Source organism: Conexibacter woesei Iso977N, assembly GCF_000424625.1.
GTDB classification, from domain to species: Bacteria; Actinomycetota; Thermoleophilia; order Solirubrobacterales; family Solirubrobacteraceae; genus Baekduia; species Baekduia woesei_A.
Window position 1 is genome coordinate 168,456 of record NZ_AUKG01000001.1, and the last position, 14,767, is coordinate 183,222.

Annotated in this window: 12 protein-coding genes, 3 tRNA genes and 1 pseudogene; 5 read left to right on the top strand and 11 right to left on the bottom strand. The window is 72.5% G+C overall.

Annotated features, from left to right (window positions below; translation table 11 throughout):
* Window positions 1-2: 2 nt before the first annotated feature.
* Window positions 3-290, bottom strand: a complete 288-nt coding sequence (locus tag H030_RS0100820) for a hypothetical protein (RefSeq protein WP_027004710.1) — start codon at window positions 288-290, stop codon at window positions 3-5.
* Window positions 291-362: 72 nt separating this feature from the next.
* Between H030_RS0100820 and H030_RS0100825 the strand changes: the two genes are divergently transcribed.
* Window positions 363-1,115, top strand: coding sequence for an immunoglobulin-like domain-containing protein (locus tag H030_RS0100825; protein ID WP_027004711.1), 753 nt, complete (start codon window positions 363-365; stop codon window positions 1,113-1,115).
* A 150-nt stretch (window positions 1,116-1,265) separates the two neighbouring features.
* Here H030_RS0100825 and H030_RS0100835 read toward each other — a convergent pair whose 3' ends face one another.
* Window positions 1,266-2,660, bottom strand: a complete 1,395-nt coding sequence (locus H030_RS0100835) for a hypothetical protein (RefSeq protein WP_027004712.1) — start codon at window positions 2,658-2,660, stop codon at window positions 1,266-1,268.
* A 127-nt stretch (window positions 2,661-2,787) separates the two neighbouring features.
* On the opposite strand from H030_RS0100835, the gene H030_RS0100840 reads away from it, so the two are divergent.
* Window positions 2,788-3,390: a TetR/AcrR family transcriptional regulator gene (locus H030_RS0100840; protein WP_051221391.1), complete on the top strand. Its 603-nt coding sequence runs from the start codon at window positions 2,788-2,790 to the stop codon at window positions 3,388-3,390.
* Between the two features lie 63 nt (window positions 3,391-3,453).
* Window positions 3,454-5,826 (top strand): arylsulfatase, encoded by a 2,373-nt coding sequence (locus tag H030_RS0100845; protein ID WP_027004714.1) that lies wholly within the window; start codon window positions 3,454-3,456, stop codon window positions 5,824-5,826.
* 20 nt (window positions 5,827-5,846) lie between these two features.
* Here H030_RS0100845 and H030_RS0100850 read toward each other — a convergent pair.
* A tRNA-Val gene (locus H030_RS0100850) sits at window positions 5,847-5,920 on the bottom strand.
* Between the two features lie 101 nt (window positions 5,921-6,021).
* Between H030_RS0100850 and H030_RS0100855 the strand changes: the two genes are divergently transcribed.
* Window positions 6,022-6,366 carry a hypothetical protein gene (locus H030_RS0100855; RefSeq protein ID WP_027004715.1) on the top strand — a complete coding sequence of 115 codons (345 nt, stop codon included), beginning with the start codon at window positions 6,022-6,024 and terminating at the stop codon, window positions 6,364-6,366.
* A gap of 19 nt (window positions 6,367-6,385) precedes the next feature.
* On the opposite strand, the gene H030_RS0100860 is transcribed toward H030_RS0100855, so the two are convergent.
* The 3 genes from H030_RS0100860 to H030_RS0100870 all read right to left on the bottom strand — a co-directional run bounded on the left by H030_RS0100860 (window position 6,386) and on the right by H030_RS0100870 (window position 8,529).
* Window positions 6,386-7,366 (bottom strand): hypothetical protein, encoded by a 981-nt coding sequence (locus H030_RS0100860; RefSeq protein WP_027004716.1) that lies wholly within the window; start codon window positions 7,364-7,366, stop codon window positions 6,386-6,388.
* Window positions 7,367-7,542: 176 nt separating this feature from the next.
* Complete coding sequence (locus H030_RS28255) at window positions 7,543-8,319, bottom strand: hypothetical protein (RefSeq protein WP_155891757.1); 777 nt, start codon at window positions 8,317-8,319, stop codon at window positions 7,543-7,545.
* Between the two features lie 138 nt (window positions 8,320-8,457).
* A tRNA-Glu gene (locus H030_RS0100870) sits at window positions 8,458-8,529 on the bottom strand.
* 26 nt (window positions 8,530-8,555) lie between these two features.
* Here H030_RS0100870 and H030_RS0100875 point away from each other — a divergent pair.
* Window positions 8,556-8,629, top strand: a tRNA-Lys gene (locus tag H030_RS0100875).
* Window positions 8,630-9,181: 552 nt separating this feature from the next.
* On the opposite strand, the pseudogene H030_RS39955 reads toward H030_RS0100875, so the two are convergent.
* The 5 genes and pseudogenes from H030_RS39955 to purH all read right to left on the bottom strand — a co-directional run.
* Window positions 9,182-9,847 (bottom strand): annotated as a pseudogene (locus H030_RS39955) (Fic family protein); the annotation flags it as partial.
* A 324-nt stretch (window positions 9,848-10,171) separates the two neighbouring features.
* Window positions 10,172-10,978, bottom strand: a complete 807-nt coding sequence (locus tag H030_RS0100890; RefSeq protein WP_027004719.1) for an isocitrate lyase/PEP mutase family protein — start codon at window positions 10,976-10,978, stop codon at window positions 10,172-10,174.
* Between the two features lie 13 nt (window positions 10,979-10,991).
* Window positions 10,992-12,638 (bottom strand): DEAD/DEAH box helicase, encoded by a 1,647-nt coding sequence (locus H030_RS28260; protein ID WP_269208512.1) that lies wholly within the window; start codon window positions 12,636-12,638, stop codon window positions 10,992-10,994.
* Between the two features lie 61 nt (window positions 12,639-12,699).
* On the bottom strand, window positions 12,700-13,089 hold the full coding sequence (locus H030_RS0100900) for a Rid family hydrolase (RefSeq protein ID WP_027004720.1): 390 nt from the start codon (window positions 13,087-13,089) through the stop codon (window positions 12,700-12,702).
* A gap of 12 nt (window positions 13,090-13,101) precedes the next feature.
* A complete protein-coding gene (gene purH, locus H030_RS0100905; protein WP_051221396.1) occupies window positions 13,102-14,694 on the bottom strand; it encodes a bifunctional phosphoribosylaminoimidazolecarboxamide formyltransferase/IMP cyclohydrolase in 1,593 nt (530 codons plus the stop codon).
* Window positions 14,695-14,767: the final 73 nt, after the last annotated feature.

The following is a 14,767-nucleotide window of genomic DNA, read 5'->3' on the forward strand; positions in this document are numbered from 1 at the left end:
CCCTAGGCCAGCTCGATTTGGAGGGAGGCGGCGGTCAGCTCGATCTGGAGGCTGATCCTGTCCTCGCTCCAGGATGCGCCCAGGTAGGAGGTCTGGGGGAGCGCGAAGGAGCCGGAGTTGCCGGCCAGCGGGAAGATCCAGTGCTCGGCGCCGCCGGTTTCGCCGTGCTGCTCGGGGCGGTCCAGGACGCCGGTCGTCCGGACGTACTCGGTCCCGTGCGCGGTCAGCGACACGGAGACCGCGACGCCGATCCAGCCCTGGATCGCTGCGAGCGCGTCCGAGAAGTCCATGACGCGGAGTATCCCTGACCTTGCAGGTAGGATCCGCTCTCGATGAGGCGATCCTTCGCATGTTCGGGAACGTTGAGCATCGCGCTGGCGCTGCTCCTGCTCGTGCCCGCGCTCGCTGGGGCCCGCCCCGCCGGCCGGCTGCCGGACGCCCACGCGCTCAGGCGCGCGGGGCTGGCGGTCAGGTGGCCGCTGACGCAGCCGAACGCCACGGTCCCGGAGGGCGCGCAGCTGACGGTGACCGTCCGGCGGCTGCGCCGGGACGCGCCGGTCGCGCACGTCGACTTCGTCCGCGTCGCGGCGTCCGGGCTCGCGCAGCACATCGTCGTCTCGCGGCGACTGCACGCCGGGCACGTCACGGTGACGGTCCCCAAGCGCGGGCACTACGTCCTGCGCCTGCGCGCCGGGCGCCTGACCTACGTGAGCTGGGTCGACCTGCTCACGCTGCCGCCGCCGCCCGTCCCGAACCCGTGCCCGGCGGCCGGGACGCCCGCCGCGACGCTCACGCTCGACGCCGCCCAGATCGCCGCTGGCGGCTCGGTCGGCTACGCGTTCGCCGACACCGGGACGACCTGCCTCACGATCGGCACCGCCTACTCCTGGCAGCGCTGGGACGGCGCGTGGACCACCGTCCCCTCGACGATGGCCTTCACCACGGTCGCGCTCATCCTGCACCCCGGCAACGCCTACCGCGCCCACGCGACGCTCGAGCCGGCGATGGGCGCCGGCCACTACCGCCTCGTCGTCGGCTACACGCCACAGCTGCTCGCCCCACCCACCCCCGCGCCCGAGCCGTCCGCGACCGCCGAGCTCGACGTCGTCCCGTAGGCTCGCCGCCGATGCAGGCCGAGGGGACGTTCGAGGTGGTCGCGTTCGACGCGGCCGAGGCTCGCGGCGGCGACCGGCGTCGCGACCATCCGGCGGGCTGACCGTCGAGGACGACGGCACCCACCGGATCTGGCTCACGTACGAGCTGGCCTAGCAACCGCGGCGCTGGAAGCGCGCCGCCGTCGTGTAGGTCACGGTCGGCAGGTAGGCGCCCATCACGGACTCGGTCTTCCCCGGGTCGGCGACGTTCTGCACGGCGCTCCTGAACGCCGGGTGGTCGGTCGTCGTGAGGTTGCGCATGACCATCATCGTCGAGCGCGGGCGCGTCGCGCCGTCGCCGGTCGTGCCCCAGTTCATCCATGCGACGCCGCACCTGGTGGTCGCGTTCTCGGGACGGTCGCCGGGCAGGCTGACGACGATCGTGTAGTCGCGCCGGCCGTCGATCGGGACCTCCTCGTCGGCCAGGCACGGCCCGGTCGTCTTGCCGCTGGCCGGGCCCTCGCCGTTGCACATCGACCAGTAGCGCAGTTGCGTGCCGGACTGCATCCGCGGCTCGCCGCCGTAGGTCGCCGGCGTGGTCGGCAGCTTGCCGTGCAGCACCGCGATGTTGTGGCCGCCGCGGCCGGGGCCGAAGCTCCGGTCAAGCCAGCCGAAGACGTAGCCGTTGGCGGGGTTGGCGCCCAGGCCGGTCGTCGTCAGCGGCAGCGTCGCGATCTGGCTCGCCTGCGACGTGCCCGCGTAGTAGGGCGCCAGCAGCCAGGCCGGACCGAAGTACTTGTACCACTTGGTCGCCCTGACCGCGGGGTGCTCGGGCGCGCTGCTCAGCGCGAGCAACCCCTGGATCTTGCTCTGCGGGTAGAGCAGGGCGTTGACGTTGGGGACGTTCGCCTCGCCCGGCCTGGTCGCCAGCGCGGTGCACGCGGCCTGACCGGTCGCGGTGGTGCCGTCGGCGGCGACGTAGGTCGCGGCGGGATGGCCGGCGCCGCCGGTGAAGTCGCGGCCGCGGTCCGGGAGGTAGACGCGCTCGGCGATCTGCAACGGCGCGCCCGCCTGGCCGGCGGCGCCCGCGTAGAGCACGTTCGGCTGGCGCTGCCCCGGCCCGGGGTCGGGCTGGTCGACGACCGTGATCGTGTAGGAGCGGTGCGTGGCGGTGCGGTCCGCGCCCGGTAGGAACGGGTTGACCGACCCCCTGTCGGGCTCGATGTCGGTGTCGTAGAGGTGCGAGCGGATCTGCAGCAGCGCCGACGACGCCGTGAACGAGAAGAACCGCGCGTGCGGGAACACGCCGTGCAGGACGATCCTGCCGCCGGCCGGGATCGTGTCGAGCGAGATCGGGTAGCCGGTGTGCGACTCCGGCCAGATGATGTTGTTGGTGTCCTGGTTGTAGTCCAGCCCCCAGAAGCACGTGCCCGACTGGGCGCCGCCGAGGTGAGTGGGGATCTTGTAGGTGTCGCGCGCGCCGCCGCCGCTGGCGGCGACCGCGCTCGTCGCAGCGGCCAGCGTCAGGGCAGCGGTCGCCGCCCCGATCAGCTTGGGACTTCTCATGCTCGGTCTCTCCTCCGGGATGTGGAGCGCGGCGTGGGACGACGCCGCGCTGTCGAAAGGACTGTAAACAACTGTTGAAAGCGTTGTCAACAGTGCGATCGGGGGAGGCGGCAATATGCTGCGGCCCATGGCAGGCAGGCCCAAGACGCGCCTCGCGCCCGACGCCCGCCGCGAGCAGATCCTCGAGCACGCCCGCCGGGTCTTCGGCGCGCGCAGCTACGAGGCCGTGTCGGCCAGCGAGATCGCGCGCGCGGCCGGCGTCACGCCCGCGCTCGTCAGCCACTACTTCCCCGGCGGCAAGAGCGACATCTTCGTCACGCTCGTCGGCGAGCTGCGCACGCAGGTCGTCGAGGCCGTCCGCGTCGACCGGGAGCTGCCGATGCGCGAGCGCGCCGCCGCGTCGATCGAGCGCTGGCTGACGTGGCTGGACGCCAACCGCGAGACCTGGCTCGCCACCGCCGCGCACGGCGACGCGATCGCCGACCCGGACCTCCAGAGGCTCGTCGACGACGCGCGCGAGCTCGCCATCGACGGGCTCGTCGCCGACTACGGCGACGTCCTCATCGACCTGCCGAGCACGCGGCTGGCGCTGCGCTGCTGGTTCGGGATCAACCGCGCGACGTGCCGCGCGTGGCTGCGGGGCGACGCCACGCGCGAGCAGGCGGCGCTGATCCTGGCCGAGACGCTCCAGCAGGTGATCACGGTCGTCGCACCCGCGCTCGCGCGCTGACGGATCGGATCACCCCGGCGGAGTGACGCCCGCTCATCCCGCACGCCGCGAGGCTCGCCGCCCATGCCCGAGCTCACCAGCGCCGACCGCGAGCGGCTGCCGATCGCCGACCGCGCCTACGACGGCCCCATCCACGAGGACGCCAAGGACCCCGCCGCCAGGTTCCCGCCGATCGAGCCGCTGAGCCCGCCGGCCGGCGCGCCGAACGTCCTGATCGTGCTGATCGACGACGCCGGGTTCGGCTCGTCCAGCGCCTTCGGGGGTCCGTGCCAGACGCCGAACGCCGAGCGCCTGGCCGGCGAGGGCCTGAAGTTCACGCGCTTCCACACGACCGCGCTGTGCTCGCCGACCCGCGCCGCGTTGCTGAGCGGTCGCAACCACCACACGGTCAGCATGGGCGGGGTCACCGAGATCGCGACCTCGGCGCCCGGCTACACGTCGGTGCGGCCGAACACGTGCGCGCCGCTGGCCGAGACGCTGAAGCTCAACGGCTACGCGACCGCGCAGTTCGGCAAGTGCCACGAGGTCCCGGTCTGGCAGACCAGCCCGCTGGGCCCGTTCGACGCCTGGCCCACGGGCGGCGGCGGCTTCGAGCACTTCTACGGGTTCATCGCGGGCGAGACCAACCAGTACTACCCCGCGCTCTACGAGGGGACCACGCCGATCGAGCCGCCCGCGACGCCCGAGGAGGGCTACCACCTCACCGAGGACATGACCGACCGGGCGATCGCGTGGATCCGCCAGCAGAAGGCGCTGATGGCCGACAAGCCCTTCTTCGCCTACTTCGCGCCCGGCGCCACGCACGCGCCGCACCACGTCCCGGCGGAGTGGTCGGCCAGGTACAAGGGCGCGTTCGACGCCGGGTGGGACGCGCTGCGCGAGGCGACGTTCGCCCGCCAGCGGGAGCTCGGGGTGATCCCGCCCGACGCCGAGCTGACCGCCCGCCCCGAGGAGATCCCGGCCTGGGACGAGGTCCCGGACGACCTCAAGCCCGTGCTCGCGCGCCAGATGGAGGTCTACGCCGGGTTCATGGAGCACACCGACCACCACGTCGGCCGGCTGGTCGACGCGCTCGCCGACCTCGGCGTCCTGGACGACACGCTCGTCTACTACGTCGTCGGCGACAACGGGGCCAGCGCCGAGGGCGGCGTCAACGGCTCCTTCAACGAGCTGATCCCGCTCAACGGCGCGGGCGCGCTGGAGACCGCCGAGTTCATGGCCGCGCGGATCGACGCGTTCGGGACGCCCAAGGCCTACAACCACTACGCGGTCGGCTGGGCGCACGCGATGGACACGCCCTACCAGTGGACCAAGCAGGTCGCCTCGCACTGGGGCGGGACGCGCAACGGTGCGATCGTGCACTGGCCGGCGGGCATTGCGGCGCGCGGCGAGCTGCGCCACCAGTTCAGCCACGTCATCGACGTCGCCCCGACGGTCCTGGAGGTCGCCGGGCTGCCGGAGCCGACGGTCGTCCACGGCGTGCAGCAGAAGCCCTACGAGGGCGTGAGCATGCGCTACGCCTTCGACGACGGCGCCGCGGCCGAGCGCCACGTCACCCAGTACTTCGAGATGTTCTGCAACCGCGGCATCTACCACGAGGGCTGGACCGCGGTCACGCGCCACTCGACGCCGTGGGTCCAGGGCAGGCCGCTGCCGCCGTTCGCCGACGACACCTGGGAGCTGTACGACACCAACAACGACTGGAGCCAGGCCCACGACCTTGCCGCCGAGCAGCCCGACAAGCTCGCCGAGCTGCAGGAGCTGTTCATGGAGGAGGCGCGCAGGTACGGGGTCCTGCCGCTCGACGACCGCCGCATCGAGCGCTTCAACTCCGACCTCGCCGGGCGCCCGACGCTGGTGCACGGCAACTCGCAGCTGCTGTTCGGCGGCATGGGCCGCCTCAGCGAGAACGTCGTCATCAACGTCAAGAACAAGTCGCACGCGGTGACCGCGCAGGTGACGATCCCCGACGGCGGCGCCGAGGGCGTGATCGTCGCCCAGGGCGGCGCGTACGCCGGCTGGAGCCTGCACCTCAAGGACGGCCGGCCGACCTACTCCTACAACCTGTTCGGCCTCCAGCACTTCGACATCGCGACCGAGGCAGCGGTCCCGTCCGGGTCCCACCAGGTCCGCGCCGAGTTCGCCTACGACGGCGGCGGCCTGGGCAAGGGCGCGGGCGTCGCGCTCTACCTCGACGGCACCAGGATCGGCGAAGGCCGGCTCCCGGCCACCGTCCCGCTCGCGTTCTCCGGCGACGAGACCTGCGACCTCGGCTCCGACACCGCGTCGCCGGTCAGCGAGCAGTACACGGCGGAGACCAGCCGCTTCACCGGCACGGTCGAGTGGGTCCAGATCGACATCGACGCCGCCGCCGAGGACCTCGACCACCTGATCTCGGCCGACGACCGGCTGAAGATCGCGATGGCCCGGCAGTAGGGCGCTCCGGGGCACCATCATGGGCGGTCTCGGACTTGAACCGAGGACCCCTCGCTTGTAAGGCGAGTGCTCTGACCAACTGAGCTAACCGCCCGGGCCGGCACAGGCTACTTCGCGCACGTGCAGGTCCGACGGCCGGTCACGGCGAATGCTACGCGTGTGAACGTCTGGAACGTGGGGTAATCAGAGCGCATCATGCTCGACCAGCGCCAGGCCAAGCGAGATGTGTTCGTCCTCGACGGGACCTTCGGGCTCGTCGGGCGTCTCGACGGGATCCACATCGATCCCGACGGCGAGGCCTGGGGCACCGTCCACTGCGGCACCTTCGGTGCGCGCACCCGGCTCGTCCCCCTGCGCGGCGCGCAGTGGTGGAGCGGCTACCTGCGCATCGCCTGCTCCCGCCACCAGGTGCGTACCGCGCCCGAGGCCGAGGCCGACGTCCTCCTGGGCGCCGACGACGCCGAGACGCTGCGGGACCACTACGCGGAGCCGGTCGAGGACGAGAGCGCGGAGCCGCGCTTCTTCCGCCCGGACTTCTAGTCCGCCCGGACTTCTTCTTCTACGAGACGCTCGACGGGATCGCCGCCGCGGCTGCCGCTGCGGGCGGTGCCGCGTCGCCTGACGGCTGCACCGTCGGCGTGGTGCCCGGATCGTCGCCGCTCGGCGCCGGATCCGCGGGCGCGGGATCGGCTGCGGGCGGCGGCGCCGGGTCGGTCGCGGGCGGTGCCGGATCCGCGGGCGGCGCGGGATCGGCCGGAGCCGGATCGGCGGGCGGCGCGGGCGCCGGGTCGGCCGGGGGCGTCGTCTCGGCGGGCGGGCTGGGGTTGCCGCTCGACGCCGGGTCGGTCGGCTGCGACGGCGCGTTGTCGGCGGACGAGACGACCGGCGTGTCGTCGGCGGCGGGCGCCTCCTGGGCGGCCTGCGGCGCGGCGGCCTCCGACGAGCCGCGCGGCGCGTCGCCGGTCGGCGTGAAGATGTAGGGGTCGTCGGCGGTGGTGCGCGCGGGCGCCGGCGCGGAAGTCCCGGTGACCGGCGTGTAGGTCGACGGCCTGCCGGCGGTCCCGCCCGTGTTCCCGGAGGACCCGCCGCCGCCCGGCATGTAGCCCGACACCGGCTCGGTGCCCTTGCTGCTCGACGTCGGCCCGGTCCCGGTCGCGCTGGTCGGCGCCGAGCCGCCGCGCGAGTGGTGCGGCGCGGGCGTGTCGCCACCCAGGCCCGTCGTGAGCCCGCCGCCGCCGGGGCCCGTCGTGCCGACCGCGGGAAGCGCCAGCGCGCTGACCCCGCCGTGGCCGCCGAGCAGGTCCCGGACCGCGTTGCCGCCGCCGCGCGCCGGCGTCGAGCCGCCGTAGCGGGTCCCGCCCGTGCCCACGCCCGGCATCCCGCCGCGCGCCAGGAACGGCGCCTGCCCCGGGATCGCGACCTCCTGCGTGTTCCCGCCGCCGTCGAACTGCGGCCAGGACGCGAACGTCAGGATCGGCCCGCGCAGCAGGACGGCGCCGGTCGCCATCACCGCGGCCGCCGAGAGGGCGCCGACAGCCACCGGTGCTTGACGTCCGATCAGCACCGGTCCGACCCCATCGTCCGTGCGAGGGCGGCATCCACGCGCGTGTTATCGGCCAAGAACCGGCACGAGATGAGGGTCTTGGCACAAATCAATTCGCATCGATACCGGAATCTCCGAGGAACCTCCATGCTCAGGAAACCGGACCTAGACGATCAGGGAGTGTCGAAGGCCACGTAGTAGAAGGTCGTCGTCGGCGCCGGGATGGCCTCGGTCGGGTCCGAGCCGATCCGGCAGGCCACGACGCGGATCGTGTTCCCGGCCCCCGGGTTGGCGACGACGAGGATCTGGTCCGGCCATCCGGACGTCGTCGGGGACGCCGACACGATGTCGTCGGCGATCGAGTTGCTCTGCCCCGGAGCGGCCGGCTGCGGGTTGAGGATCGTCGACTCCTTGCACTGGTCGGCCGTGAAGTCGCCGAACGAGATCGTCACCGACCCGTAGAAGTCGCCGAGGTCGCGCGTCTGCAGCCCGCCGTCGGCGATCGCCGCCGCGCCGACCGAGCCGTCCGCGATCTTCGACGACGTCACCGCGCCGCCCGCCAGCTGCGTCGACCCGACCGCGCCGTCCGCCAGCTTGCCGGCGTCAACCGCCCTGGCGGCCAGCTGCGCGTTGCCGACTGCGCCCGCCGCGAGCTTGGTCGCGTCGACCGATCCGGGCGCCAGCGCGCGCGAGCCGACCGCGCCGTCGCGCAGCTGCGTGGCCCCCACCGACCTGGCGGGCGTCGTGCGCAGCGTCTTGTAGGCCAACGCGGACAGGTCCACCGTCTTGATCGTGTGGTTGCGGATCTGCGCGTTGGTGATGGAGTTGCGCCTGATCGTCTTGCCGTCGATCAGATGGGCCGCCGAGGCGGGCCCGCCGAGCGCGACGAAGAGGGCGAGGGAGGCGACGACCAACGCGGGCGATGGCCGGCGCCGCAGGAGAAGCGGCATCGGGACGTGGATTCAGAGGGTCACCGCGAGCCGACCACAGCCCGCGTAGTACGGGAACTGTGTCACGCCGAGCGGCGCAAACAGAAGGCTCGACGGACGTACGACGCCCAACCCGGTGCATCACCACTCACCGTTCAGTACCCCCAAGGGGAATCGAACCCCTGCTTCGAGCGTGAAAGGCTCGTGTGCTAACCGCTACACCATGGGGGCGAGCAACTTCAGTCTAGGCTGGTTGAGCCCTCGTAGCTCAATCGGTAGAGCGCGCGCCTTTTAAGCGTTGAGGTTGTGGGTTCGAGCCCCACCGGGGGCATTCCGTCGCGAGTTCGGCCTCCAGGTCGTCGAAGGCGTCGATCAGCTCCGGCGCCTCCAGAACGCGGTTGCGGCGACCCACGGTCGTCTGCTTCAGGACGCCGGTCTCGACCAGCCGGCCGACCGCGAGGTTGGTCGCCTGCACGCTGCGGCCGATCAGCGCGGACGCAGTCTGCACGGTCAGCACGGGCGCGCCCGGGAGCGCCGCCAGCAGCAGCTCGACCGCCGACCCCGCGCGCACGGCGCCGAGCCGCTCGCGCCAGCCGGCGTCCACGTCCGCGACGCGCGCCTCGTAACGCTCTGCGTCGGCCACGGCGCGGGTCGTCGCCGCGGCGAACAACGAGACCCATTGGTCGATGCCCTCCTGCGCCGCGGTCGACCCGACGGCACTGCGGTGGCGCGTCGCCGAGAGCCCGTTCACGTAGTCGCGCGACCACATCGCCAGGACCAGCGAGATCGGCGGCAGCGCGACGGGCGCCAGCCCACGACGGCGCAGGATCACGTGGACCAGCGCCCGCCCCGCGCGGCCGTTGCCGTCCACGAACGGGTGGATCGTCTCGAACTGCGCGTGCGCGAGAGCGGCCTGGACGATCGCCGGCAGGTCGTCGCGCTCGCAGAACGCGCACAGGTCCTCCACCAGGCGCCTGACCCGGCGCGGCGGAGGCGGGACGAACGCCGCCGCGCACGGGTTGAACGAGCTGCCGCCGATCCAGTTCTGCTGGGTGCGCAGCCGGCCCGCGTACGTCGACAGCCGCGTGTTCTCGAGCAGGCGCCGGTGGATCCCGAGCAGCCCGTCGACCGTGATGCGCTCCGCACCGGCGAGCTCGTCGACCGCCCAGCGCATCGCCTCGATGTTGTTGAGGATCTCGGTCGCCGTGACGTCCTCTGCGTCGAGCCCCGCGCCCTGTGCGAACTGCGCCTTGAGCAGCCGGCGGCCACCGACCTCCAGGCCCTCGATCTTCGAGGACGCCACGGACTCGGCGCGCAGCAGCAGGCGCGCCATCGCCTCCGAGCCGGCCAGGACCTTCGACGCGCGGTTGAGGCGCGCGACCTCGCGCTCGGCTTCGGCGACGTCGGCCAGCGTCCAGCCGCTGAGCGCGAGCGGGCGGCCGGAGAGCAGGTCCGGGACGTAGGCCTCGTAGGCGCATCCGGCACGGTCGCGTCGCGAGAGCCCGGACGTCGCCGCCGGCCTCCACGTAAGCTTGACCACCTCCGCCATGTAATCAAGCTTATCCCATAACCTTGAACATGGCTACACCCTGATCAAGGTTCTCCGCCACCCCCTCGTCCTTACGCAATCGTTAGATCGCCCTCAGCTCGCCTTGGGGTTCGACCCGCATCATGCGCTTCAGCGGACACCGAAGACGTCGGTTCCTTGGACCGGCCGGCGGCTTCACACCCCTCCGCAACGAGAGCAAGTGCAGTTCCTCCCCACCTCGCCCGCGGGGCGCTCAGGCGCCTCGCGGGTGTAGGCACCGGAGTTGATGGGATTGAGATGGATGCAGCGAATGCGGACCTGGACCCTCCGCAAGACCCAAGTGCGTCAGGCGGCCGGCGGGCGGTAACTCAGCTCGCCGGCCGGGACGCCCCCTCCGAGGAGGTCGCTCGCCGTCCGTGCCAGCGCCGCCAGCGCGACGCCCATCGGGCCCGGCCCGAACGACACGCGCGCCACGCCGAGCTCCTGCAGCTCGCTGACCGACGGCGCGCCCGGCCGCGCCAGCACGCTCACGGGCGCGTCGATGCCCTCGACCAGCTCCCGGATCGTCTTCGGATCGACGACGCCCGGCACGAAGATGCAGTCCGCCCCGGCCCGCGCGTAGGCCTGGCCGCGCAGGAACGCGGCCTCCGGGTCGTCGGTCCCGCGCAGGTAGACGTCGGTGCGCGCGTTGATGACCACCGGGACGCCCGCCGCATCGGCGGCGGCGCGCGCCGCCGCGATCCGCTCGGCGGCCTCGCTCGCGTCGCGCAGCTCGGCGCCGTCGCGCAGCCCGTCCTCCAGGTTGCACCCGACCGCGCCCGCGGCGAGCGCGCGCTCGATCGTCTCCCCCACGTCGGCCGGCGTCTCGCCGTAGCCGCCCTCGAGGTCCGCGGTGACCGGCAGCGTCACGGCGCGCGCGACCGTCTCGACGGCGCGCAGCATCCCCTCGCGCCCGATCGCCTCGCCGTCGGCGAGCCCGTGCGCCGCCGCGATCGCCCACGACGCCGTGGCGATCGCCCTGCACCCGGGGACCGACGCGACCGTCGCGGCGCTCGCCGCGTCCCACACGTTGACCAGCACCAGGATCGCCGGGTCGGTGTGCAGCCGGCGCAGCTCCTCGGCGCGGGCCTTCAGGTCGTCCGTGGCCGTCATGCCACGAACCGTACTAGCGCCGCGCGGGCGCCTTGCCGGCGAGCGCGTCCAGAAGGAGGTCGATCGACTCCTCCAGCTGATCCAGCGTCGCGTCCTCGACGCGCGCGACGCCGACCGCGCCGTTCAGCCACGCGTTGATCTCGGCGTGCGGGCGGCGGTCGCGGCGGCCGAGGTCGCCGACCAGCCGGTGGCGCTTGTCGCGCAGGATCGTCCGGCGCTCGAACGCGCTCAGGCGCGACGTCGGCTCGCCGTGCGCGGCGTCGGTCTCGGCGCTGGCCGCGGGCGTGAACTCCGCCAGGATCGCGGGCGGCGGCGTCGGGACGTGCGGCTGGACGACCGACGGGCCGCCGAACAGCGACATCTGCGACGTCGGCGCGACGTCGGCGCTGATCACCTGGAACTCGGCGGCCTCGGACTTCTCGGTCTCGCGCCGCGGCTCGCGCTCCTCGAACAGCTCCTCGTCGGACTCGCGGCGGCGCAGCACGTGGCGCAGCTCGCCCTCGACGTCGGCCGCGTGGCGCCTCAGGACCCCGTCGGCCGGCAGGAACAGCCACGACATCTCCGCCGGGCGCCCCGCGATCGTCCGGACGAACCGCCCGACGACCTGGCGGAAGATCAGCGGCGTCCTGGCGGCGCTCGCATACACGCCGACGCGCAGGCGCGGGATGTCGACGCCCTCGGAGACCATGTTGACCGCGACGATCCACTCGTCGCGCGCGTCGGTGAACGCCTGGAGCTTCCTGTGCGCGCCGGACTCGGTGTGCAGGACGACGGTCGGTGACCTGCCGGAGACGTCCTTGAGCAGCTTGGCGATCTTGCGCGCGTGGTCGGAGTCGGCGGCGACGACGAGCCCGCCCGCGTCGCGATGGCCCGCCGCGCGCGCCTCCAGCAGCTTCGCGTGCGCGGCCGCCAGGATCCGCGGGAGGCCGTCGGCCAGCTCGGCGGAGATCGCCGTGCGGTAGCGGCGCGACGCCTCGCGCGAGGACAGCACCGTGTCGAACCCCGCCTCGATCACGTCGTCACCCGACCGCCACTGCAGCGTCCCGTCGTACGGGATGAACGTCACCGGGCGGCAGACCCCATCGCGGACCGCGTCCGCGTAGGTGTAGGCGATGTCGGCGACCGCGACGCCCTCGGCGTCGTAGCGCACGCCCGGGATCGGCGTGGTGTCGGACCGGAACGGCGTCCCGGACAGCAGCAGCCAGCGCGCCGCGTTGCGGAACGCCAGCGCGAAGCCCTCGCCCCACGCCAGCTCCTCGCCGAGGTGGTGGGCCTCGTCGGCGATCACGAGCGTCCGGCCCGTGCACTGCGCGCCCCACTTCGCGGCGACCATCGAGATCTTCGCGTACGTCACGGCCACGCCGTGGAAGTCGCGCGGCGGGATCAGCTCGTTGGAGTCCGGCTGCAGGTTCAGGCCCAGGCGCCCGGCGGCGAGCGCCCACTGCCGCGTCAGCGGCGTGGTCGGGCAGACGATCGCGACCCGGTCGATCAGCCTGGCCTTCAGCATCCGGTTGGCGATCTCGATGGACGGGCGGGTCTTGCCCGCACCCGGGGCCGCAGAGATCAGGAACGGGCCCGAATCCCATGTGCGCATCGCCTCGAGTGCGGAGACCTGCCACGCCCGCAATCCGTGTCGGGCGGTGGACTTCGTAGCGCTCACGCGACGGTCAAGATTGGGCGACGTTCCGGACGGAACGCGAAGCCCCTGCTCGTTGCGAACTTCACAGGTTCTCGATGAACGCGTCGGCCTCGATCTCGACGAGCATGCGCGGGTCGATGAAGCCGGAGACCTCGTACATCGCGGTCACGGGACGGACCTTCGAGAAGACCGCGCCGTGCGCCCGGCCGATCTCGTCCGAGCGCGAGATGTCGGTGGTGAACATGCGGGTCCGGACGACGTCGTCGGCGGTCGCGCCGACGCGCGACAGGGCGTCCAGGATCCTCCTGAGCGCGATCGCCGCCTGCTCGCCGGGCGTGATGCCCTCGACCACGCCGTACTCGTTGACCGACGTGCAGCCGGCAACCCATACATGTTGCCCCGCGCGCACGACGCGCGAGTAGCCGACGGCCTCCTCGTAGGGCCCGGGCGGGACGGATCCGAGGCGGTCCATGGTCCGACGCGCCTAGTGCCGGAAGTGCCGGCGCTTGGTGAAGACCATCGCGACGCCCGCCTCCTGAGCGGCGGCGATGACCTCCTCGTCGCGGACCGACCCGCCGGGCTGGATGATCGCGGTCACGCCCGCCTGGACGGCCAGCTCGGGGCCGTCGGCGAACGGGAAGAACGCGTCGGAGGCCAGCGCGCCCCCCTTCAGCGAGTCCTCGTACTGGCACTTCTCGACGGAGAGCCGGACCGAGTCGACGCGCGACATCTGGCCCGCGCCGATCCCGATCGTCGCGAGGTCGCGCGTGACGACGATCGCGTTGGACTTCACCTTGGTCGCGACGCGCCAGGCGAACAGCAGGTCGCCCCACTGCTTGTCGGTCGGCACGCGGTCGGTGACGACCTCCATCGACTCGCGCTCCTCGCGGGCGCTGTCGCGGTCCTGGACGAGCAGGCCGCCGGTGACCTGGCGGATGTCGGGCTCGCCGAGCGCGGGCAGGCGGCGCTCCTCGTCCTCGAGGATCCGGATGTTCTGCTTCTGCTGGAGGACCTCGAGCGCGTCGTCGTCGTAGCCGGGCGCGATCAGGACCTCGATGAACTGCCTGTGGAGTTGCTCAGCAGTCTGCTTGTCCACGCGGCGGTTGAAGGCGATGATCCCGCCGTAGGCGGACACGGGGTCCGACTTGAAGGCCTTGAGGTAGGCGTTCAGCGGCGTCGTGTCGAGCGCCACGCCGCACGGGTTGTTGTGCTTGACGATGACGCAGGCGGGGACCTCGAACTCCCGGACCAGCGTGCGGGCGCTGTCGAGGTCCAGGATGTTGTTGTAGGAGATCTGCTTGCCGTGGTGCTGGCGGACCTGGCTGAGGACCGTCGCGCGGGCGCCGACCTGCGCGTAGTAGGCGGCGCGCTGGTGCGGGTTCTCGCCGTAGGGGAGGTCGAGGACCTTCTCGTAGGCGCGGACGAAGAGCGACGGGAAGTCGTCGGACTTCTCGGCGAACCAGCGCGCGATCGCGGTGTCGTAGCGGGCGGTGTAGGCGAAGGCCTCGGCGGCGAGCGACTCGCGCGTGGGCATGCTCAGGGTGCCCCCCGCGTCGTTCAGCTCTTCGAGGATCGCGTCGTAGGACTCCGGGCTTGTCACCACCGCGGCGTAGGCGTGGTTCTTGGCCGCCGCGCGGATCATCGTCGGGCCGCCGATGTCGATGTTCTCGATGACCTCCTGCTCGCCGACGCCGCGCCTGGCGGCCGTGCGCTCGAACGGGTAGAGGTTCACGCACACGAGGTCCACGAACTCGATGTCGTTGTCCTCGGCCTGCGCCATGTGCTGGTCGTTGTCGCGCACCGCGAGCAGCCCGGCGTAGAGCTTGGGGTGCAGCGTCTTGACGCGCCCGTCCATGATCTCCGGGAAGCCGGTGAAGTCGTCGATGGCGCGGACGTCGAGCCCGGCCTCGCTGAGCGCGGTGGCGGTGCCGCCGGTCGAGACGATCTCGACGCCCAGCTCCGCGAGCCCCCGAGCGAAGTCGACGATCCCTCGCTTGTCCGACACCGACAACAACGCACGCTGAATACGAACAGCCCCGGGCACGATCGGTGCCTCGGGGGAGGTCTCGGAGGCCATGCCCCGATGGTATTCGACGGCCCACCCGATCGGCACGTCCCACCCACCGAACCCGCCCGTTGTGGCGACTCAG